This is a genomic window from Clostridium sp. TJA038 (genome assembly GCF_058310255.1).
The window spans coordinates 826,085-846,254 of sequence record NZ_JBZEFA010000001.1; the positions used below are offsets into that span (position 1 = coordinate 826,085).

Here is a 20,170-nt window from a genome sequence, read left to right on the forward strand (position 1 = left end):
TTTATGAGCAGAAGTAAATGCTGTAAAAATAAATGCCATTGCAAGAGCAAGAAGAATAATTGTTGTCATGAAAAAAATGTAGCATGTTCATCATTTAATCCATGTACAACTTTACCAACTTTATTAATGCTTTGCCAATCAGGTTTATTAAATAATGATAGAGCATATACTTTATTCTTATTATTCTGGCTATGTGGTGGTGTAAATACAAATAGCTGCGGCTATAAATGTTGTTAGAATAATTATTGGAGGGTTTTTATTTAAAACCCTCCTTTAAATAAAAAAATAATACATATATTTTTATTTATAAGGAGGATAGTAGATGTCAAAAGGAAAACATAAAAATAAGAAAAGGGAAAATTTAAGAGAAGAAAACTTTGCTCCTAGTTTAAATCCTCAAATTTTAGAACTTTTAGGACTTAATAATATAAACCAAAATAATTTATCAGAACTTTTATCAGCTATGAATAATAATGGCTTTGATATGAACTCTATAAATTCAATTTTAAGTAATGAAGGTAGTTTCATTGATAATAAAAATCAAGTTAATAATGAAAATAATTTCAATCCCTTTGGAAATGTAGGTGGATTTGGAGATTTAGGTTCTCTTATGGGGCTTTTAGGAAATAATAATTTCAATAATATGGGAAACTTAGATTCATTAATTAATAATTTTGGAGGAGCATCTTTAAATAATTTGAATAATACAGGAGAAGATAATATAGTCAATATGTTAATTTCTATTAGAAATCTTGTGGATTCTGATAGAGCTAGATTTTTAGATAAGGTTTTAAAGATGTATAAAGAAGGAAAAATAACTTATTGATTTTTTTAAAGGTTAAATTAATATATTTAACCTTTTTTTATTATTGTAATTTAAAAAAAGTTTTTTTGAGCAAAATAAATTAAAAGGTGGTGATTTTTATGCTTTATAAAACTCATGTTGAAATAGGAGAGAACACATTTAATAGCATAGAAGGAGATTTAAAAAGTTTAATAGATAAAGATAGTTTTTTAAAGGGAAATGTTCTTCCTGATATATCTCCTAAATATAGAGTTAAAAAACATGGAAGAAAGCAATTTGAAGATATAATATATCATAAGGTAAAGTGGTTAAGTAGTTTAAAAAGTAAAGACATAATAAATGAAATAGGAAAAGAAAAATTTAGTATAGAATTAGGCGTTGTATGTCATTTTTTATGTGATTTTTTTTCACTTCCTCATGAAGAAGAATGGGGATTTAAAAAAAGTGTTACCTTAAAACATGTATTATATGAGAAAAAACTTCATAAGGTACTTACAAAGGATATAGAAATAAATGATAGTTATAAAATTTTAGAAAACTCTACCTATGAAAATTTTTTAAAAAAAGCTCTAGAAGATTATAGAAAGTCTGAAGGCTTTATAAGTGATTTATTTTTTGCAATGTATTTAAACAATTCTATTGTTAGATATGTTTTAGAGTCTATAGAAAAAAATGATTCTATTTTAAATTAAAGTATTAATAAATTCTTTAAGTGTTACATATTATTATAAAAAGAGTAGCTTTTGGGGGGAAATATTTTGATAATATTTGCAAAAAAAATTAAAGTAAGAGGAGTTATATATAATTTGTTAAACTATAATGAATATAATAAAAGAAAATATAGTTCCTTCTATGTATAAAATTTCATTAATTACATTTATGTATAGGTTTTAAATTTAACCTATACTTTTTTTATAAGAGCTTTTTATAGTATGCTTGAAAAAAGTATAACTTAGTATATACTTAAATATAGAGATTACTTTAATTTTATTTAAAGTTTTTATAAGGAGACAAAAAATGAAAATAAATAGAAATGACCTATGTTGGTGTAATAGTGGAAAAAAATATAAAAAATGTCATATGGAGTTTGATGAAAAATTAGAAGAACTTGCTAGGGAAGGATATGAAGTTCCTACAAGAGACATAATAAAAAATAAAGAGCAAATAGAAGGAATAAGAAAAAGTGCAGAAATAAATAATGCAGTTTTAGATTTAGTTTCTGAAAATATAAAGGTAGGAATGAGTACAGAGGAAATAAATAAAATAGTACATGATTATACTATAAGCAAAGGAGCAATTCCTGCACCTCTTAATTATGGAGGATTTCCTAAAAGTGTTTGTACTTCAATAAATGATGAAGTTTGTCATGGTATTCCTGATGAGAATATAATTCTTAAGGAAGGAGATATAATAAATGTAGATGTATCTACTATATATAATGGATACTATTCAGATGCTTCAAGAATGTTTATTATTGGAGAAGCTAGTGAGAATGCAAAAAAATTAGTAAGAGTTGCTAAGGAATGTTTAGAAGAAGGAATTAAGGCAGTTAAACCTTGGGGATTTTTAGGAGATATAGGATATGCCATTGAAAAACATGCAAAGGAAAATGGATATTCAGTAGTTAGAGATTTTGGAGGTCATGGAGTAGGATTAAAATTCCATGAAGACCCTTTTGTATACCATTATGGAGATGCAGGAGAAGGTATGGTTTTAGTACCGGGAATGGTATTTACTATAGAACCTATGATAAATGAAGGAAAGTATGATGTCTTTGTAGATGCTGATAATGATTGGACAGCATTAACTATGGATGGTTCTCTTTCAGCACAATGGGAGCATACTGTTTTAGTTACAGAAGATGGAGTAGAAATAATAGCTAAATAAAAAAAGACCTTCTAATATTTTTTAGAAGGTCTTTTTTTTAAAAATACATGCTTATAGGAAGGATTAAAATACTAGGTCCTTTTATTTTAGTAACTGGACATTTAGGTAGGGGAATATTAAGTTTTCTTAATACTTCAAAATAGGGGCTTATAGCTTTTAAAAGTTCTATATGATAATCTTCTTGATTTACTTTTCTAAATAGATTTATATCTTCTTCATTGTTGCATATTTTAATAACCTTTCCTAATACATTGATATTTGATTTATGAAAGGCGTAAAAATCACCATTTAAAAAGTATTTTGAATTAACATTTATTATAGCATTATAATCTACACAGGATAAAATCATATCTTCTGTAGAGTTTAAGGTAAATTTAGATTTTATATTTTTTAGTAAATTTAATATAATAGAAAAATTTAATTTTTCTAAAGAGGTATCTTTTAGAAGAAAGTCTAAGTCCTTTAGTGGAAAGGCTTCTATTAAATTAATTAAAGAATCTAAGTAAGAGTTTAAGGAGTTTTCTATTAAAGAGCCTTTTATTTTTAAAAAATCTCCTTCGCAAATATTAGTATCTTTAAAACTAGAGGCGTCAATATCTTTAATAGCCTTAGAATTAGTCATTTTTTTTAAAAGTTTATTGTGAATTTCAAAGGAGGTATAAATTCTTTTGATTTCTTCTTCTGTTCTTCCAAAAAGTCTATTTTCTATACTTTTATTATTTCCGTAATAATTTGTTTTATTGAAATCTCTTGATTTATTACTAGTTTTAAAGCCTTTATTATATATTTTATTTTTCCCTTCTCCAAAAAATAATTTATTATTTTCATCTGAATGAATTCTACCAGATAAGGTATTATCACAAATTTTTTTAGAAGTGTATATATCTATATATCCATTTAAATATACAGAGGAAAGACTTTTTATTAAATATTCATCTATATAGATAAATAGGTTTAAAAGTTCGTTCATAATCTATTCTCCTAAGGCAAATTTATACTCTTATAATTTATATTACAAAAAATAAATACTATGATAAGTTTTTTAAAAGCTAGTTTAATTGGAAATATTGACAATGAAAGGAGGGTAATGTATAATTAAAATGTTCAAGCCGAAGTGGCGGAATTGGCAGACGCAGCGGACTCAAAATCCGCCGGGCTAATACTCGTACGGGTTCGAGTCCCGTTTTCGGCACCAAACACCTGATTTTGTCAGGTGTTTTTTTATATATTTATTATTTATTTACTTTTTAAATTACTTTAAACTTTAATAATTTTTAACAAATATAAATAAATTTATTTTATAATATAAATAAATTTATATTTTTAAGTTTATATATCTTTAATTTTGGAAATAATTTAAAAGATTATGTTTAAAGTTGGAGGTATATTTTCTTGAGAATAAAAAGATATATAAAAATATTAGCTTTTTTTATAATTTTATTAATTAGTTTTTTTAGTGGTAGATTTTATGAAGTATATAAAAATAAAGCCTTTGAAGTTGCTGTTTTAAATGAAACTTTAGAGGAAAAGGTCAATGAAGAAAATTCTTATGAAAATCTTAAGGAAGATGAAATTTATATAAAAGATAAAATCTTAAAAGATGATAAAGGACTTTTAAAACTTGTTAATAAAGAAAATTTAATAAGTAAAGATTATAATATAGAAAAACTAGTATTGCCTAAGGCTAACTTTGTTGGTTTAGAAAGTGAAGAGAGAAATAAGATAAGTAGTATTATGAAAGAAGATATAGAAAGACTTTTTGATGATGCTAAAAAAGAAGGGTTAGATTTATATATATCCTGTGCTTATAGGTCTTATGAAGAACAAGATTATTTATATAAAAGAGCTTTAAAGAGAGAAAATAGTGAAAGTAGTACTTTAGTTGCCATACCAGGAGCTAGTGAACATCAACTAGGATTAGCAGTTGATTTTACAACAAGGTCTATAGGATTTCAATTAGAAAAATCTTTTGAAGATACAAAGGAAGGACAATGGCTATTAGAAAATGCTCATAAATATGGTTTTATATTAAGATATATGAAGGGAAAAGAGGATATAACAGGATATGAATATGAACCCTGGCATTATAGATATGTTGGAGATTTACGGGTTAGCAATTACTTTTATGAAAATAATATAACCTTAGAAGAATTATATGAAAAATTAGATATAATAAAATAATAAACAATAAAATAAAATTAAAAGGAGATTTTCTATGTATGTAATTAACTTTATAAGAGGTTTTTTAATGGCTTTAGCAGATAGTGTACCAGGAGTTTCTGGTGGAACTATAGCATTTATAATGGGATTTTATAATAAATTTATAAGTTCTTTAAATGCTTTAACCTCTTCAAAGAAAACTGACATTAGTAAAAAGGATGCTATAAAGTTTTTATTAAAATTAGCAATTGGATGGGTAACAGGATTAATTTTATCAGTTTTATTTATTTCTTCAATCTTTGATAAGGAAATATATAAGATAAGTTCTTTATTTACTGGATTTATAATATTTTCTATTCCTATAATAATTAAAGAAGATAAGGAAACATTAAAGAAAAATTATGGATACATAATATATGCTATTTTAGGGATTTTAGTAGTTGCATTAATAACATATTTTAATCCAGCTTCAAGTGGAGATAGTGGAACAAGTATAGTTTTAAATAAGTTTTCTTTTCCTTTAGCTATATATGTTTTCTTAGCAGGAATGATTGCTATATCAGCAATGGTTTTACCAGGAATATCAGGTTCAACTCTACTTTTAATATTTGGTCTTTATGCACCAGTTTTAAAAGGTGTTAAAGCTGTTTTAACTTTAAACTTTGATTATCTTCCTATGCTTTTAATTTTTGCCTTAGGAGTTATTGTAGGAATAGTTACTACTATAAAGTTAATAAAATATTTGCTTTCAAATTACAGATCACAAATGGTTTATTTTATAATAGGACTTATGATAGGTTCTATATATGCAGTTTTTATGGGTCCTACAACTTTAGAAGTTCCAAGAGCTGCTATGAACTTAAAAAGTTTTAATTTTTTATTCTTCATTATAGGAGGAGCTTTAATTATAGGGTTACAACAATTAAAAACTTATTTAGAGAAAAAAGAGGGAATTTCTTAAAATTCTTTGTAATAAAATACAAAAAAGCTATCATTATATGAAATAATGGTAGCTTTTTCTTTAATAATATAAATTTTTAGAATATAATTAGATAAAAAGAGATAAATGAATATCTTTTTTATAAATTAGCTATTAAGCTTTTGTTATAATTTTTTTTTTATAGTATATTATTATTAATAAGTTAAAGTTTTATTTATATGGAGGGATTTCAATGTTTTTAAGAGAATTAAACAAAGAACAAGCCTTAGCTTTTATAAATTTAGTAACTGAATTTGCTTTAGTTGATGAAAATATAAGAAAAGAAGAAGAGGATTTAATTAGAAAGTACATAAGTGAATTAAGCTTAGAAGAAAGTAATTTAGGTAACTTGTCTTATGAAGAAGCTATAGATGTTATAAAAAATTCTTCAGAAAGAATAAAGAATATAGTTTACTTTGAATTAGTTAGAATAGGACTTGTAGATGAAGATTGTGATATTGAAGAGGTTGACTTTTTAGAAAAGGTAAGTAAAGATTTAAATATATCAAGAGCTAAAAAAATTCAAATTGCAAATTGTTTTTATAATTTCTCAGAAAAAGAAGGAGAAGTTAAATTAGAGGATATGGCAAAGGATATAATAGGATAATAAAAAAGACTATTATTAAAACTATTTTAATAATAGTCTTTTTTTAAAAGTTTAATATGGTAAAAAATTCATTTTAAGTATATAATTGTATTATATAAAGGGGGAATTAAGATGAATTTAAAAAAAAATAAGAAAAAAAGAGAAGTTTATAAGATTGAGTGTAGCAATGAAGTTTTAAGTCTTTGTAAAACTTATAAAATAGTCTCTAATATAGCTTGGATAGTAGTCTTGTTTGCTTTAGTTGAGCCTAGAGTGTTATTACCTGCTTTTTTACTAAGTATTTTAATATTTTTAAGTAAAAAAATAAGAGTTTCCTATAGAATAAATACTTTTATAGAAAATATTAGAATTGGTAGAATTAGAGAAGGAGAAAAAATTTTAAGTAAAATAAAGGGGCAAATACCTAAGGAAATTTATGAAGAACTTAGAGGGATTTTAAAAAAATCAAAGGAGAGTACAAATAAATCCTATGCTTTAACATAAATTATCATTGACATAAGAGATAAAAGAATTAAAATAATTTAATAGGAACAGGAGATGATAATATTGAGTAGCAAATATATGGTAGTTATATCTTTAGATGCAGTTTCTTCTAAGGATATTGAGGTAATGAAAAATTTACCTAATATATCAAAATTGATAAAAAATGGTTCACTTATAAAGAATGTTAATAGTATATATCCTTCTTTAACTTATCCAGCACATGTAACTATTGTAACAGGAAAATATCCAGTAAATCATGGAATAACTAATAATACTATTTTAAGTTTTAAAGAAGAAAATCCTAATTGGAATTGGTATGGAAATAAAATAAAGGGAGAAACTTTATTTACTTTAGCTAAGAAAAAAGGACTTAAAACAGCCTCTATACTTTGGCCTGTTACAGGAAAGGTAAAGATTGATTATAACATGCCTGAAATTTTTACAACAAAACCATGGCAAAATCAAATAGTAATGTCTGCTTTAGCAGGAAGTAAAATTTTTCAATTTAATATGAATAAAAAGTTTTCTCATATTAGACAAGGAATAAAAGAGCCATATTTAGATGATTTTGCTACAGCCTGTGCAATAGAAACTATAAAAAAATATAAACCAAATTTAACTATGATTCACTTAATAGATGTAGATTCTAATAGACATGATTTTGGATATTCTAGTAAAGAAGCCTTAGAAGCTTTAAAAAGACATGATTTAAGAGTTGGAGAAATAATAAAGGCTTTAAAAGAAGCTAAAATTTATGAAGATACTACTTTGATTTTATTAGGGGACCATAGTGCAATAAATACAGATAAAGTCATAAGGTTAAATAGTGCTTTTAAAGATGCAAATTTAATAAATATAAAGGAAGGTAAGCTTAAGGGATTTAAGGTTATTTCTAAAGAGTGTGGAGGTTCTGCTTATATTTATTTAAAAGATGAAAATAAAGAGGTTAAAGATAAAGCTTTAGAAATTTTAAATAAGCTAAAAAGAGAAGGAGTTATAGAAAGAATATTAACTAAAGAAGAAGCCATTAAAGAAGGGGCAAATAATGAATGTACTTTTATGGTTGAAGGGGGGAGAGGATATTATTTTTCCAATGAATATTTTGGGAAAGTTGTTGAAGAAACTAAATTTATTAAAGATAAACATATTTATAAAGCAGTTCATGGATACTCTCCTAAAAAAGAAAATTATGAAACTTTTTTAATAGCTTTTGGAAAAGGAATTAAAAAGGGAGTTGTTTTAGAGGGAGGAAGTATTGTAAATCATGGACCTACTATTGGAAAAATCTTAGGAATTGATTTTAAAGATATAGATGGAAAAGTTGAAGAAAGAATATTAGAATAAAAATTAATTTTTTGATTAAAATAATTAATTGAATAAAATTATTGAAATTGTCGCAAAATTATGATATTTTAAAATAGTAGAAAAAATATTGCCAAAGTTATTTCATAATGTAGATATGTAATTAATTAAAAGAACGCTTAAAAGAGCGTTTTTTTTGCTTTTTAAAGTAATTTTTTAAAAATTTATATAAAAATCTAATTTGGGTATATTAACTTTATGTAATACTAAAATTTTGTGTATTAATAAAATGTAAATTTTTTAATAAAATGTTATAATTGTTTTAGCAAAATTTGTTTATATGGAGGACTAAAGATGAAAATATTAAAATTACTTTTAATATTCATTCCTATAAGTATTATAGGAGAATTTATGAACTTTTCACCGACTATTAGATTTTTATTATCAGCTTTAGCTATAATACCCTTAGCAGGGCTTATGGGTGAGGCTACAGAAGAAATATCATTTTATACAGGACCTAAGCTAGGAGGTTTTTTAAATGCTACCTTTGGAAATGCAACAGAGCTTATAATATCTTTTTTTGCTTTAAAAAGTGGCTTGTTTGATGTTGTTAAAGCATCTATTGCAGGGTCTGTAATTGGAAATATTCTTTTAGTTTTAGGAGCTAGTATGTTAGCTGGAGGAATAAAATATAAAACTCAAAGTTTTAACAAGAAGATTATGGAGAATAGTTCAAGTATGTTACTATTTGCAGTTATTGGTCTTACTATTCCTGCTATATTTATGCATACTATAAAAATAGAATTTTTAAATACAAAGTATGAAAGTTTAAGTGTAATAGTAGCTTTAGTTATGTTTATAATATATATTTTAAGTTTAGTATTCTCTTTCTTTACTCATAAGGATATATATGCTATAGAAAGTGGAGAGGATTGTGAAGAAGAGAGTAAATGGTCTTTAAAAAAATCTATAATAGTTCTTATAGTAGCTACTATAATTATTGCAGTAGAAAGTGAATTTTTAGTAGGGGCTGTAGAGCCTATGACAAGAACTTTAGGGCTTAGTGAATTTTTTGTAGGAATAATTTTAATTCCTATAATAGGAAATGCTGCAGAACATAGTACTGCAATAATAATGGCTATGAAAAATAAAATGGATGTTTCTGTAGAGATTGCTATAGGTTCAAGTTTACAAATAATATTATTTGTAGCTCCAGTTTTAATATTTTTAAGCCTTATTTTTGAACCTATGAGTATTATTTTTAATAAGTTTGAATTAGTTGCTTTAATAGTATCTGTTCTTATAGCTAATCGTATAGTTAGTGATGGAGAATCTAATTGGCTTGAAGGAGTTCAGCTTTTAGCTGTTTATATAATAATTGCTGTTATGTTTCTTATAGTTTAACTTATAAAGATAAAAGGTTATAAGTATAATTAAATTTAATTATGCTTATAACCTTTTATTTAACTTAAATTAGAAAATATTTCTTTTAGATTTTCTACAAGAAGTTTATTATCTTCATGTTTTAATAAACACACTCTAAAAAAGTATTCATTTAAACCTTCAAAGGAAGTACAGTTTCTAATTATTAAATCTTTTTTTAAAAGTTCATCATAAAGATTTTTAGCATTTATTTTTTTTGATTTAATTTTGCAAAGGATAAAGTTACTATAACTTTTATAAACTTTTAAGTCTTTTATTGAATTTAATTCTTTAAAAAGATACTCCATTTCTTCTTTTAACTTATGGTTATTTGATAATATGTAATCAAAATCTTTAAACATAATTTCTCCCATAGTTGTGGCAAAAATATTTATGTTCCAAAGGTCTAATTTTTCTAAAATAGATTTTTTTATTTTTTCATTAGAAATAAGTCCATAGCCTAACCTTATTCCTGGAGTTGAAAAAAATTTAGAAGTTCCTCTAATTACAAAAAGGTTATTAAATTCATCTATTAAAGGAGTAGAGGAATAAATTTCAGGCTCTGTAAACTCTACATAGGTTTCATCAACCATAAAAAATGTTGAGGTGTTTTTTATTAAATTTTTTATTTCATCTTTTGAAAAGGCAAAGCCTGTAGGATTATTAGGATTACAAATTATGACTAAGTCAAAGTTTGAAGAGTTTATATGATTTATAAGATTTATATAATCTATTTTAAAGTTATCTTCTTCCCTTGCAAAAAATTTATATACCTTACAATTTATCTTTTCTAATTCACTTTCATATTCTGAATAAGAGGGAGATAAAAGAAGTGCTTTTTTAGGATTTATAATGTTTATAAAAGATGATATAAGCTCAGTAGCACCACTACCAACTATAATATTTTCTTCCTTGCATTTACAATATGAAGAAATGGATTCTTTTAATTTTTTATATTTAGGGTCTGGATAAATAGAAACTAAATCTATATTTTCTAAAATAGCTTCTTTAGCTTTTTTAGAAGCACCAAAGGGATTTATATTTGAACTAAAATCTTTTATATCGTTTTTATTTACTCCTAATTTATCTGATAAATCAAATAAATTAGCACCATGATTAATACTCATAAGTACCTCCTTTAAATTTGATATAACTTTAAATTTCTTAATTATAGTATAATTCTTTACTAAAGAAATAAAAAGGGTTAGATTAATTAAATAATCTAACCCTAGTATTTTAAGAAGCATAGTTATTTGCTATGTTTTTTGGTCTTATGGCCTTAATAAGCCTATTTACAGGTAATATGCTTAAAATAATTATACATATTAATCCATCAGCGCCTATTAATGCACCGTTTACTAAGAATGAATATAAAATTGGAGACATTCCTTCAGGTGCAAAAGAACCAAAGAATACTACTCCTGAAATAAAGTGAGCTAAGAATTTTAAAAATATCGCAACTATAGCTCCAAACATTCTATGATTTTTAAAGAAACCTGCTACTCCTAAAGCCATATATGGAATTGGATAATCAAAAAGAACTTGAACAGGATGTATAATATATGGGTCTATAAATAAGGATATTATCCCAAATAAAAATCCTGTAAGCATTCCAACTAATGGACCATAAGCGTAAGCAACTAGTATAATAGGAATCATGCTACCTAAAGTTATTCCTCCACCTTGTGGAAATTTATATATCTTTAGCATATTTAAAACAGCAGTAAGAGCTAAAGCAATTCCTATAGTTGTAAGCATTTTTGCATCAAATTTTATGTTTTTAGCTTTTATAAGTAAAAATAATATAATTAGGACCCCTATTAAAGCGAGAATTGTCATTGGATTAGTTACAATCTCCTTAAAATTTCCTCCTAAATTAATTGATGAAAAACTTTGAATAAAATCATTTATTATTTGAGAAAATGACATCATAGTTTTTCAGTCCCCCCTTCTTAAACTTTAATTGTGCTAAGGGAGAGTTTAAATATTTTAAATAAAAAACCAGATCTTTTTAAAGATCTGGTTTAAATACAGCCCTAAACGCTTCCCTACGCTGGAATTAACCAGATCAGGTGTTGAGGGTTAATGATAAAAATATCATCTCTCAGCCAATAGGCACCCCTAGCACATGAAATAATTCTAAATATATTTTATATATAAATTTACCTTTGGTCAAGTAATATTTACTATTAAATGAAAAATATTATCTAAATTTGTATTTTTTAAATAAAAATAGAAAGTTTAAAAGAAAATTTATATGTCATAAACTAGATTTAAATTAAGTGAGTTAGCTTTTTCATAAGCATAATAAACATAAGAGTCAAAGACTTCTTTAGGATTATGACAGTCTGAATTAATTATTACTTTTACATTAGACAAAGAAACTTTTTCCCAAAACTTTTCATAAGGATATGCAAAACGTTCTCCATCTATAAATTTTTTCTTTCCTCTTCTAAAGCCATTAGCGTTAAATTCTAAGATAGAATTATATCTTTTTGCATAGGAAATTATAATATCACAGGCTAAATCACAATTTTCATCCCAAGGGAAATTATTTATAAAGATTAAATCAGGGTGGGCTATAAAACTAAAGTAACCACTTTTTATTCCAAGGGATATACTTTTTGCATAATCTATATAATCCTCTGTGCTATCTAAATTGTAAGTATTTTTAAGATTTCCTTCCTCATTTAAAAATAAATGCTGCCCTAGAGCTAAATAATCAAATTTTAATTCATTTTTTAAGTAGTTATAATAAAAATCATCTGTTTGCAAATATTCTATTTCTAAACCTATTTTTATATTTATATAATTTTTATATTTATCTTTTAATTTCTCTAAAGAATCTTTATATTCACAAAGTTCATTGAAGTTCATTCTAAGAGAAAATCTATTGTCAGCATAAGGAGCGTGATCGCTAAAACCTAAGGTATTTAAATTTTCTTTAAGGGCTTCTTTAATATAATCCTCATCTTCTCCAAGGGCATGTTTACATCTTTTAGTATGAGTATGAAAATTAATTTTTTTTAACATAAATTCCACTTCCTCTCTATAAATAGAGTATATCAAAAAAATAATTAAAAGATAAATGTTAATAAAATTTTAATAGAAAAATGTTAACAAAAAATTCTTTGACTTTTCCTTTTGAATAAAATAAAATTATTCCACGATAAGTAATTAAGTGGATTTAAAGAGGGTTTTATGTAAAGAGAACTTTACATAATTAAAGTTATTTTATTATTAACATTTAAAGGAGATATGAACATGGGGTAAGTTTTGGTTAATTGTTTAATTAGGCATTATTTTAAATTAGTTTTTAGTAAGAGGTATAAGGAAAATGAAAATAAGATTGATAGAAGAAAAAGAATTAGAAAAAGTTAAAAGTATTTATGATAATGTTGTAAAGGAAATGAATTTAAGGGGTCTTTATAATTGGAATGAAAATTATCCCAATACAGAAATAATTTTGAAAGATATTTTTAATAATCATCTTTATGGAATAGAGGTATTAGGAGAAATAGTAGCAGTAGCTACAGTAAATGACTATGCCTATGATGTTTATAATGATATTTCATGGCAAGTAGATGGTCCATTTTTATCTTTTCATAGAATAGCTGTTTCTACAGAACATAGAGGTAAGGGCTATGGTAAAAAAATGATAGATTTTATAGAAGAAATGGCTAAAGAGAAAAAATGTAACTCCATAAGAATAAGTGCTTATCATAAAAATGAAAATGCTGTCAATTTATATAAAAATTTAGGATATGTCCATGTAGGGGAAATGATGTCTATGAGAGACATAGTAGAACCTTTTTTATGTCTTGAAAAAGCAATAATATAATTAATAAAAAATCAGTTTATAGAAAGTTTTCTATAAACTGATTTTTTATTTAAGGATTTAGATTATAAATTAAGTATAAGTTTTAATTAATATATATTTTATTTGTAAGTATCTTTGTAAATTAAATTTTAAAAGCATAGAAAGAGTTTAAAAGTAAGGTTATAATATATAATGTCTTAAATAGGAATGACTTTAAATACAAAGGAGAAACAGAATATGAGCAAGCAGAAAAAGGAATTTTTACTAATTGGTGTTGGGTTAATAGGATTGTCTTTATTTTTGCATTATTTACACTATCTTATATTTAATGATCTTAATCATACTTTAATATTTCTTTTTGCAGACATAGCTTTTATACCTATGGAAGTATTTTTTACTACTTTAGTAATTGATAAATTACTTGAAAAAAGAGAAAAAGAACATTTAAAAGATAAGTTAAGTATGTTAATTGGAGTTTTCTTTAGTGAAATTGGAACAGAGATTTTAAATATATTTGTCTTTGCAGATGATAGTACAGAAATTATTGCAAAAGAAGCTTTAGTTACGAAGGAATGGAATAAAAATGATTTTAAAAGATTAGAAGAAGTTGTGAATAATTATTCTTATGAAATTGATATAAACAAGATAGATTTAATATATTTAGAAAATAAGTTAAATTCACAAAAAGATTTAGTAATAAATTTAATAACTAATCCTATGTTAATAGAACATGAAGAATTTTCAGAAATGCTTATATGTCTTATGCATTTAAGGGAGGAGTTAAGTAGTCGATTTTCTCATAGATTAGAAGAATATGAAGTTAATCATATAGAAAAAGATATAAATGTTGCATATAAATATTTAACCTTTGAATGGGTTCAATACATGAAACAGTTAAAGGCTAACTATCCTCAATTGTTTTTAAGAGCTTTAGTTACAAACCCTTTTGATAAAAGGTCTTTAAAAGAAAAGGAATGTAATTATTTTAAATAAAAGATATCTCTTTAAAAAAGATATCTTTTATTTATTATTTTATATTTATAAAATAGTATTTATTATTTCCTTATGGTATATTTTACTTAAAAACATTGAGATTTAATGACTTTTAGGAGGAGTAGTTATGATTAATTTAACTTTTTTAGGTTGCGGTGGAGGAATGCCAATGCCTGATAGATTTTTATCTTCCTTTATGGTTAATTTTAAAGGAAGAAATATTCTTATAGATTGTGGTGAGGGAACTCAAGTTTCCATGAGAAAAAGAAAAACAGGATTTAAGTCAATAGATATTATATGTATAAGTCATGTTCATGGAGATCATATTTATGGTTTACCAGGATTATTATCTACAATTGGTAATAGTGGAAGAGTTGAGGATTTATATATAATAGGACCTAAGGGGATAAGTGAAGTTTTAAAAGGCTTTTCAGTAACACTTACATATCTTCCCTTTAATATAGAGATAATAGAAGAAGCAAAAAATATAGACTTTTCTATAAAAGATTCTAGGTTACAATTAAATTATGACCTTGATTGTGATACAGATTTAAGCATAGAAACTTTAGATTTAGACCATTCTTCACCTTGTAATGGATATTCTTTTATGATTAAAAGAAAAAGAAAATTTAATATAGAAAAGGCTATGGCAAATAATATTCCAAAGGCAATATGGTCTAAATTACAAAAAAACAACTATGTATTATTTGAAGGAGTTAAATATTCCTCTGATATGGTATTAGGAGAGGAAAGAAAAGGGATTAAAATAAGTTTTACCACAGATACAAGGCCTACAGAACAAATACCTAAATTTATAAAGGATAGTGATTTATATATTTGTGAAGGAACTTATGGAAGTGAAGAGGATAAAGAAAAAGCTATAAAGAATAAACATATGACCTTTAAAGAAGCTGCCTCTTTAGGAAAAATGGGAGAGGTTTGTGATTTAGTTTTAACTCATTTTAGCCCTTCCCTTAAAGAGCCTTATGAATTTATAAATAATGCAAAGAATATTTTTAAAAACTCTAGTTTAGCTTTTGAGGGGAGAGAAATTATACTAAATTTTAAAGAATAGTTTAAAATTGTAAATTTAAAGAGGTGTTATAATTATTATGTAAATCTTATGCTAAGAAGGGAATTGATAACTATGGTTGGGTTAATAATTTTTGGAGAAAAAGGTTCAGGAAAAGATACTGTAGCTAAACTTATAAATGAGTATTCAGAAAAAAGTGTTAGTTTCTTCAATATAGGAGATTTAGTTAGAGATATGTCTTGTATATTTTTAGCTGAAGATAAATGGCGTAATAAAAAAAGAGAATTTTATGTATATACAGCTTTAAAGTTAAAGGAAATAGATAAAAACTTTTTAAGCTATTATGTTTTAGGAAAAATTTTAGAAAAGTTTAAGAAGGAATTTGTATATGAAATAGATGATGAACAGCTTATAATAGTAACTGGTGGAAGAACTTATGAAGACCTTGAGTTTTGGAAAAAATATGGTTTTAAAAGTGTAGGAGTTACTTGTAGTGAAGAGGTAAGAAGAAAAAGACTAAAAAATAGAGATGGGTATGAACAAAATTCTAAGGATGATTTAGAAAAAGATACAAGAGAAATAATTAAGTTATGTGATTTTAAAATAGATAATAGTACTTCCTACGATAATTTAAAAAAGGAAGTAACAGATTTTGTTTTCCTAAGAGAAATATAAAAAATATGAATATAACTATTTTAAATATATAAGATTATACTTTTATTTTATTGTATAATAATAAAGTATTTAATATTTAAGAGGTGAAATTTATGGCAAAAGATAAAAAACTTAAGACAAATGCTATGAGAATATTAGATTCTAAGAATATTTCATATGATATGTTAAGTTATGAAAGTGAAGATGGGAAAATAGATGGAATTTCAGTAGCTCATAAAATTGGAGTGGATGAGAAGAATGTATTTAAAACATTAGTAGCTCAAGGAACAAGCAAAGAGTTATATGTTTTTGTTATACCAGTTGCAGAAGAATTAGATTTAAAAAATGCTGCTAAGATAGCTGGTGAAAAGAAGGTTGAAATGATAGCAGTTAAAGATATATTAAAATATACAGGATATATCAGAGGAGGATGTTCTCCTATAGGATTAAAACGTAATTATAAAACCTTTATAAATGAAAGTGCTAAGGATTTAGATTTTATGATAGTAAGTGCAGGAAAAATAGGTCATCAAATAAAGTTAAAGCCTATGGACTTAGTAAAGGTTGTAGAGGGTGAGTTTGAATCTTTAATAAAATAGATTTAAATATAAATTTAACTTAAATAAAAGAAGCCATAGATTTATGGCTTCTTTTATTTTTTAGAATAAGTTTTTAGTAAGTTTTAGTATTGGTGTAGCAGTTTCTAAAATATTGATTTTATTTTTTTTCCTTTTCTTAGCACAGCTAAGTCCTATAATACTTACTGTAGATACTAAAAGAGAAGCTAATAAAAATTTTTTGTTTATTTTAAAATTATTATCTAAAATACAAGGCTTTAATTTGCAATGTCCATCTTTTATATTTTCATATCTTTTTATATTTTTTAATGGTTCTGAAAAAGAATTATTTATATTTTCTTTTTCATTATGACAAGAACAAGTTTTTTTATAATGATATGGAGGAACAAAGCGTTTAGTTTTTTTTCTTAAAGCTTTTAATTCTTTGTCTTTATTTATACCAATTGCTTTATACATAAAATCACCTCATAGTTAGTATTTACAGAAATAATTTATATAATCATAAAATAAACTTTTTATTATAAAAACTTAAAAGATAAAACTTATATTAAGTAACTTTAGAATATTTTTTGAATAAAATATATAAAGGAATATTAAAAATTTTAAATTTAAAGGCGTGAAAGTAAAATGGAAAAAGATGATTTAAATAAAATTGAAGAAGGATATTATGGTAACAAAGAAGATTATTATGATAAGCAGGGAATTTGTTATACAAGTTTTTTTATAAGTGATATAACAATAGATAATAAAAAGAGAGGAAGTATTAAAATAAATAATAATTTTGATATTTCTAAAGAGAAGAAGGAGTTTTTGAAAAAGGAAATTCTAAAATATTTTAAGGAGGAAAAAGAAGAAAAGTTAGATGAAGAATTTTTAGAAGATATAATAAAATTTTTTATTGAAAATTTAGGAGCAAAATTTTATTTGCAAGGAGTTTTAGATTCTTATAAATATATTTTTGAAAAATCTGATGATTTATTAACTTTAGAAAAGTAGTAGAACATAGAGATTACTGAATAAATTACAGTAATCTCTTTTTCTTTTGAAATTTTTTTGTAACTATTTTGTTGATTAATCTTTATAAAAAATATATTATAGAAGTGAAGGATTATTTTTGTAGGGGTGTAATATGACTACTAGGGAGGATTGTGTATGAATAAAAATAAAATAGCAGCATTACTTTTTGCTGTAACAACGGTATGTGTAGTTACTGCACATAGCGAAAAGGCTTATGCAGCTGAACATAAAAATGCAAAGCAGTTAGAAGCAAATGCAGATAGAAGCGTAAGAAAAGGACAAGTTGTAGATGTTAGTACAAATTTAAGAATTAGAAAAAGTCCAAGTACAAATAGTGAGGTTCTTGGATATTTAACTAATGGTGAAGTTTTTAATATAGAAGGAAAAGAAGGCGCTTGGTATAAAATAAGTGCTAAGGGTAAAGTTGGATATATTCATGGTGATTATGTAAAGGAATTAGGTGGAAGTTCTAATTCAGGTGGTAATTTAGATACTTCTTTAGCTGGAAAAAGAGGAACAGTTATAAATGTAAGTTCTTCTTTAAGAGTTAGACAATCACCTAGTACAAGTAGTGCCATTGTAGGAAGCCTAAGAGGTGGAGATAGCTTTGAGATAAAAGGAAAAAGTGGCAATTGGTATTATATAAGTGCAAATGGAGTTACAGGATATATCCATGGAGATTATGTAAAGGTAGGAGATAATTCTTCAAATAATGGGGGTAATTCACAGGTTGATACTTCTGTAGCTGGTAAAAAAGGTAAGGTTGTAAATGTAAGTACTTCTTTAAGAGTTAGAGAAAAGCCAAGTACAAGTAGCTCAGTTGTAGGTTCTTTAAGTGCAGGAGATACTTTTAATATACAAAGCAGAAGTGGAGAATGGTATAATATTGAAGCTGAAGGAACAAGAGGACATGTTCATGGAGACTTTGTACAACTTATAGAAGAAGGAAATTCAAATAACAACCAAGGTGGAAGTGGAAATTCTGGTTTAGATGAAACTTATAAAGGCAAAACTGGAAAAGTAGTAAATGTTAGTAGTAATTTAAGACTTAGAAGTCAACCAAATACTAATAGTTCAGTTTTAGCATATTTATTACCAAATGAGCAATTTACTATACAAGGAAAAACAGCTTCAGGCTGGTTTAAGGTTAATTATAATGGTAAGGTTGGCTATTTAAATCAAGAATATGTTAAAATAGTAACTTCAAATGAAGGAAATACAGGCGGAAGTCAAAATGGACAAGTTAATCAAGGAACATATGAAAAAGTTTTAAGTGCTATGAAACAACAATTAGGAGCACCTTATGTTTATGGGGGAACAGGAGAAGTTTTAACTTCAAATTTATTAAGTAATTTAAGAAAAACTTTCCCAGACCATGCAAGAAGAGGATTCTATGATATTCCTTCACAATATTTAAATGGAAATTATAGAGCTTTTGACTGTTCAGGTTTAATGCAATGGGGATTTAAACAAGCAGGTGTAAATTTAGGAAGAAGTACTTATGACCAAATAAATAATGGATATGAGGTTTCTCCAAGTAATGCAAAGCCAGGAGACTTATTATTCTTTAAAGATTTAGGTCATGTAGGAATGTATATAGGAAATAACCAATGGATAGAATCACCTAACAAAGGAAAATTTGTTTCTATAGCTCCTGTTCCATGGAGCAGAATAGGAAGAGCTAGAAGAGTTCTTTAAACTTAACAGAATAATTTAAAGCAAGCTATTTATATAGCTTGCTTTTTTTATATACAAAAAATGTAAAATATAATATAATTAAATTGTAAAATTTTGGGAGGTGTTTTGTGAAAAGGGTATTGATATTAATTAATGATTTTAAAGATAAGGAAAGTAATGCTTATTATATAAGCCAATGCATAAAGAAAAGTCTTATAGAAAAAGTAGAATTTAGTATAAATTTTTTAGAAGAGAATTTTTTATATAATTTTAATAACCAAATAAGGGATTATAACAATGTAATATTTATTTCTTCTATTAAAAATAATATTTTAAATGATTTTGACAGAAAGTTTATAGAGAAGATTAGAGAGGAAAATAAAAGAAAGAGTTTTTTAAATGAAATAAAGCTTTCAGTTATCTTAAACGAAAATTTTGATGTTTTTAAAGAGAGTGAGCCATTAAATATTTTATTAGAGGATTTTAGAAGTGCATGTAATAAAAAAAATATTACTTGGCAAAAGGGTATAGGAGTTTTAGTTAAAGATAGCTTATTTGAAGAGGGATTAGAAGAAAACTATATGGAATATGAACAATTAGTAATAGAATTAGAAATGTTTTCCCAGGATATATTAAATAATAAGAGATATCATCATAATAGCTTTGCAGTTCCTAAAAAAAGTGGGAAAATATTTAAGATAATAAAGGATAAAATTAAAAATAAGAATATTTTTAAATAGGATGACTAAAAGT

At 25.1% G+C, this 20,170-nt stretch carries 23 protein-coding genes, 1 tRNA gene and 1 riboswitch; of the genes, 19 read left to right on the forward strand and 5 right to left on the reverse strand.

The genetic code is table 11. The features are described from left to right. Nucleotides 1-3: 3 nt before the first annotated feature. From AC4FQV_RS03930 to AC4FQV_RS03945, 4 genes are all read left to right on the forward strand, one after another. Nucleotides 4-237: a hypothetical protein gene (locus AC4FQV_RS03930; protein WP_491138688.1), complete on the forward strand. Its 234-nt coding sequence runs from the start codon at nucleotides 4-6 to the stop codon at nucleotides 235-237. An 85-nt stretch (nucleotides 238-322) separates the two neighbouring features. Next, on the forward strand, nucleotides 323-826 hold the full coding sequence (locus tag AC4FQV_RS03935; protein WP_491138687.1) for a hypothetical protein: 504 nt from the start codon (nucleotides 323-325) through the stop codon (nucleotides 824-826). Nucleotides 827-924: 98 nt separating this feature from the next. Beyond that, a complete protein-coding gene (locus AC4FQV_RS03940) occupies nucleotides 925-1,497 on the forward strand; it encodes a zinc dependent phospholipase C family protein (protein WP_491138685.1) in 573 nt (190 codons plus the stop codon). Nucleotides 1,498-1,822: 325 nt separating this feature from the next. Continuing rightward, complete coding sequence (locus AC4FQV_RS03945) at nucleotides 1,823-2,692, forward strand: methionyl aminopeptidase (protein ID WP_491164556.1); 870 nt, start codon at nucleotides 1,823-1,825, stop codon at nucleotides 2,690-2,692. A gap of 37 nt (nucleotides 2,693-2,729) precedes the next feature. On the opposite strand, the gene AC4FQV_RS03950 is transcribed toward AC4FQV_RS03945, so the two are convergent. After that, entirely contained in the window at nucleotides 2,730-3,662 is a 933-nt protein-coding gene (locus AC4FQV_RS03950) for a DUF6414 family protein (RefSeq protein WP_491164558.1), read from the reverse strand. Between the two features lie 138 nt (nucleotides 3,663-3,800). Between AC4FQV_RS03950 and AC4FQV_RS03955 the strand changes: the two genes are divergently transcribed. The 7 genes from AC4FQV_RS03955 (at nucleotide 3,801) to cax (ending at nucleotide 9,627) form a co-directional block, all read left to right on the forward strand. Further along, nucleotides 3,801-3,887: transfer RNA gene (locus tag AC4FQV_RS03955), tRNA-Leu, on the forward strand. Between the two features lie 197 nt (nucleotides 3,888-4,084). Beyond that, complete coding sequence (locus AC4FQV_RS03960; RefSeq protein ID WP_491138680.1) at nucleotides 4,085-4,873, forward strand: M15 family metallopeptidase; 789 nt, start codon at nucleotides 4,085-4,087, stop codon at nucleotides 4,871-4,873. 34 nt (nucleotides 4,874-4,907) lie between these two features. Then, on the forward strand, nucleotides 4,908-5,813 hold the full coding sequence (locus tag AC4FQV_RS03965; protein ID WP_491138679.1) for a DUF368 domain-containing protein: 906 nt from the start codon (nucleotides 4,908-4,910) through the stop codon (nucleotides 5,811-5,813). A 211-nt stretch (nucleotides 5,814-6,024) separates the two neighbouring features. After that, nucleotides 6,025-6,438 carry a hypothetical protein gene (locus tag AC4FQV_RS03970; protein ID WP_491138678.1) on the forward strand — a complete coding sequence of 138 codons (414 nt, stop codon included), beginning with the start codon at nucleotides 6,025-6,027 and terminating at the stop codon, nucleotides 6,436-6,438. A 111-nt stretch (nucleotides 6,439-6,549) separates the two neighbouring features. Beyond that, the gene (locus tag AC4FQV_RS03975) at nucleotides 6,550-6,921 is read left to right on the forward strand and encodes a hypothetical protein (protein WP_491164560.1); all 372 of its coding nucleotides are present in this window, start codon (nucleotides 6,550-6,552) and stop codon (nucleotides 6,919-6,921) included. A gap of 63 nt (nucleotides 6,922-6,984) precedes the next feature. Continuing rightward, a complete protein-coding gene (locus AC4FQV_RS03980) occupies nucleotides 6,985-8,265 on the forward strand; it encodes an alkaline phosphatase family protein (protein ID WP_491164562.1) in 1,281 nt (426 codons plus the stop codon). A gap of 312 nt (nucleotides 8,266-8,577) precedes the next feature. Beyond that, nucleotides 8,578-9,627, forward strand: a complete 1,050-nt coding sequence (gene cax, locus AC4FQV_RS03985) for a calcium/proton exchanger (RefSeq protein ID WP_491138674.1) — start codon at nucleotides 8,578-8,580, stop codon at nucleotides 9,625-9,627. Nucleotides 9,628-9,686: 59 nt separating this feature from the next. On the opposite strand, the gene AC4FQV_RS03990 is transcribed toward cax, so the two are convergent. The 3 genes from AC4FQV_RS03990 to AC4FQV_RS04000 all read right to left on the reverse strand — a co-directional run bounded on the left by AC4FQV_RS03990 (nucleotide 9,687) and on the right by AC4FQV_RS04000 (nucleotide 12,678). Beyond that, the gene (locus AC4FQV_RS03990; protein WP_491164564.1) at nucleotides 9,687-10,772 is read right to left on the reverse strand and encodes a pyridoxal phosphate-dependent aminotransferase; all 1,086 of its coding nucleotides are present in this window, start codon (nucleotides 10,770-10,772) and stop codon (nucleotides 9,687-9,689) included. Nucleotides 10,773-10,881: 109 nt separating this feature from the next. Next, nucleotides 10,882-11,577 (reverse strand): energy-coupled thiamine transporter ThiT, encoded by a 696-nt coding sequence (gene thiT, locus AC4FQV_RS03995; RefSeq protein WP_491138670.1) that lies wholly within the window; start codon nucleotides 11,575-11,577, stop codon nucleotides 10,882-10,884. Nucleotides 11,578-11,673: 96 nt separating this feature from the next. Further along, a riboswitch (TPP riboswitch) is annotated at nucleotides 11,674-11,778 on the reverse strand. 120 nt (nucleotides 11,779-11,898) lie between these two features. Then, nucleotides 11,899-12,678, reverse strand: a complete 780-nt coding sequence (locus AC4FQV_RS04000) for a histidinol-phosphatase (protein ID WP_491138668.1) — start codon at nucleotides 12,676-12,678, stop codon at nucleotides 11,899-11,901. A gap of 304 nt (nucleotides 12,679-12,982) precedes the next feature. On the opposite strand from AC4FQV_RS04000, the gene AC4FQV_RS04005 reads away from it, so the two are divergent. From AC4FQV_RS04005 to ybaK, 5 genes are all read left to right on the forward strand, one after another. Continuing rightward, entirely contained in the window at nucleotides 12,983-13,486 is a 504-nt protein-coding gene (locus tag AC4FQV_RS04005; RefSeq protein ID WP_491138666.1) for a GNAT family N-acetyltransferase, read from the forward strand. Between the two features lie 216 nt (nucleotides 13,487-13,702). Next, nucleotides 13,703-14,458 carry an MJ1433 family protein gene (locus AC4FQV_RS04010; protein WP_491164566.1) on the forward strand — a complete coding sequence of 252 codons (756 nt, stop codon included), beginning with the start codon at nucleotides 13,703-13,705 and terminating at the stop codon, nucleotides 14,456-14,458. A 127-nt stretch (nucleotides 14,459-14,585) separates the two neighbouring features. Next, complete coding sequence (locus AC4FQV_RS04015; protein WP_491164568.1) at nucleotides 14,586-15,533, forward strand: ribonuclease Z; 948 nt, start codon at nucleotides 14,586-14,588, stop codon at nucleotides 15,531-15,533. A 72-nt stretch (nucleotides 15,534-15,605) separates the two neighbouring features. Further along, entirely contained in the window at nucleotides 15,606-16,166 is a 561-nt protein-coding gene (locus AC4FQV_RS04020) for an ATP-binding protein (protein WP_491164569.1), read from the forward strand. A 92-nt stretch (nucleotides 16,167-16,258) separates the two neighbouring features. After that, nucleotides 16,259-16,744 (forward strand): Cys-tRNA(Pro) deacylase, encoded by a 486-nt coding sequence (ybaK, locus tag AC4FQV_RS04025; RefSeq protein WP_491164571.1) that lies wholly within the window; start codon nucleotides 16,259-16,261, stop codon nucleotides 16,742-16,744. Nucleotides 16,745-16,804: 60 nt separating this feature from the next. On the opposite strand, the gene AC4FQV_RS04030 is transcribed toward ybaK, so the two are convergent. Continuing rightward, nucleotides 16,805-17,179, reverse strand: a complete 375-nt coding sequence (locus AC4FQV_RS04030) for a hypothetical protein (protein ID WP_491164573.1) — start codon at nucleotides 17,177-17,179, stop codon at nucleotides 16,805-16,807. A 171-nt stretch (nucleotides 17,180-17,350) separates the two neighbouring features. Between AC4FQV_RS04030 and AC4FQV_RS04035 the strand changes: the two genes are divergently transcribed. From AC4FQV_RS04035 to AC4FQV_RS04045, 3 genes are all read left to right on the forward strand, one after another. Beyond that, nucleotides 17,351-17,719 (forward strand): DUF2164 family protein, encoded by a 369-nt coding sequence (locus AC4FQV_RS04035; protein WP_491138658.1) that lies wholly within the window; start codon nucleotides 17,351-17,353, stop codon nucleotides 17,717-17,719. Nucleotides 17,720-17,875: 156 nt separating this feature from the next. Next, nucleotides 17,876-19,438, forward strand: a complete 1,563-nt coding sequence (locus AC4FQV_RS04040; RefSeq protein WP_491138656.1) for a C40 family peptidase — start codon at nucleotides 17,876-17,878, stop codon at nucleotides 19,436-19,438. Nucleotides 19,439-19,545: 107 nt separating this feature from the next. Then, the gene (locus AC4FQV_RS04045) at nucleotides 19,546-20,157 is read left to right on the forward strand and encodes a hypothetical protein (RefSeq protein WP_491164576.1); all 612 of its coding nucleotides are present in this window, start codon (nucleotides 19,546-19,548) and stop codon (nucleotides 20,155-20,157) included. Nucleotides 20,158-20,170 lie beyond the last annotated feature (13 nt).

Excerpts from the sequence above, each read along its gene's own strand:
- AC4FQV_RS03930 (WP_491138688.1), top strand. The coding sequence starts at position 4 with ATGAGCAGAAGTAAATGCTGTAAAAATAAATGCCATTGCAAGAGCAAG.
- AC4FQV_RS03935 (WP_491138687.1), top strand. The coding sequence starts at position 323 with ATGTCAAAAGGAAAACATAAAAATAAGAAAAGGGAAAATTTAAGAGAA.
- AC4FQV_RS03940 (WP_491138685.1), top strand. The coding sequence starts at position 925 with ATGCTTTATAAAACTCATGTTGAAATAGGAGAGAACACATTTAATAGC.
- AC4FQV_RS03945 (WP_491164556.1), top strand. The coding sequence starts at position 1,823 with ATGAAAATAAATAGAAATGACCTATGTTGGTGTAATAGTGGAAAAAAA.
- AC4FQV_RS03950 (WP_491164558.1), bottom strand. The coding sequence starts at position 3,662 with ATGAACGAACTTTTAAACCTATTTATCTATATAGATGAATATTTAATA.
- AC4FQV_RS03965 (WP_491138679.1), top strand. The coding sequence starts at position 4,908 with ATGTATGTAATTAACTTTATAAGAGGTTTTTTAATGGCTTTAGCAGAT.
- AC4FQV_RS03970 (WP_491138678.1), top strand. The coding sequence starts at position 6,025 with ATGTTTTTAAGAGAATTAAACAAAGAACAAGCCTTAGCTTTTATAAAT.
- AC4FQV_RS03975 (WP_491164560.1), top strand. The coding sequence starts at position 6,550 with ATGAATTTAAAAAAAAATAAGAAAAAAAGAGAAGTTTATAAGATTGAG.
- cax (WP_491138674.1), top strand. The coding sequence starts at position 8,578 with ATGAAAATATTAAAATTACTTTTAATATTCATTCCTATAAGTATTATA.
- AC4FQV_RS03990 (WP_491164564.1), bottom strand. The coding sequence starts at position 10,772 with ATGAGTATTAATCATGGTGCTAATTTATTTGATTTATCAGATAAATTA.
- thiT (WP_491138670.1), bottom strand. The coding sequence starts at position 11,577 with ATGATGTCATTTTCTCAAATAATAAATGATTTTATTCAAAGTTTTTCA.
- AC4FQV_RS04000 (WP_491138668.1), bottom strand. The coding sequence starts at position 12,678 with ATGTTAAAAAAAATTAATTTTCATACTCATACTAAAAGATGTAAACAT.
- AC4FQV_RS04005 (WP_491138666.1), top strand. The coding sequence starts at position 12,983 with ATGAAAATAAGATTGATAGAAGAAAAAGAATTAGAAAAAGTTAAAAGT.
- AC4FQV_RS04010 (WP_491164566.1), top strand. The coding sequence starts at position 13,703 with ATGAGCAAGCAGAAAAAGGAATTTTTACTAATTGGTGTTGGGTTAATA.
- AC4FQV_RS04015 (WP_491164568.1), top strand. The coding sequence starts at position 14,586 with ATGATTAATTTAACTTTTTTAGGTTGCGGTGGAGGAATGCCAATGCCT.
- AC4FQV_RS04020 (WP_491164569.1), top strand. The coding sequence starts at position 15,606 with ATGGTTGGGTTAATAATTTTTGGAGAAAAAGGTTCAGGAAAAGATACT.
- ybaK (WP_491164571.1), top strand. The coding sequence starts at position 16,259 with ATGGCAAAAGATAAAAAACTTAAGACAAATGCTATGAGAATATTAGAT.
- AC4FQV_RS04030 (WP_491164573.1), bottom strand. The coding sequence starts at position 17,179 with ATGTATAAAGCAATTGGTATAAATAAAGACAAAGAATTAAAAGCTTTA.
- AC4FQV_RS04035 (WP_491138658.1), top strand. The coding sequence starts at position 17,351 with ATGGAAAAAGATGATTTAAATAAAATTGAAGAAGGATATTATGGTAAC.
- AC4FQV_RS04040 (WP_491138656.1), top strand. The coding sequence starts at position 17,876 with ATGAATAAAAATAAAATAGCAGCATTACTTTTTGCTGTAACAACGGTA.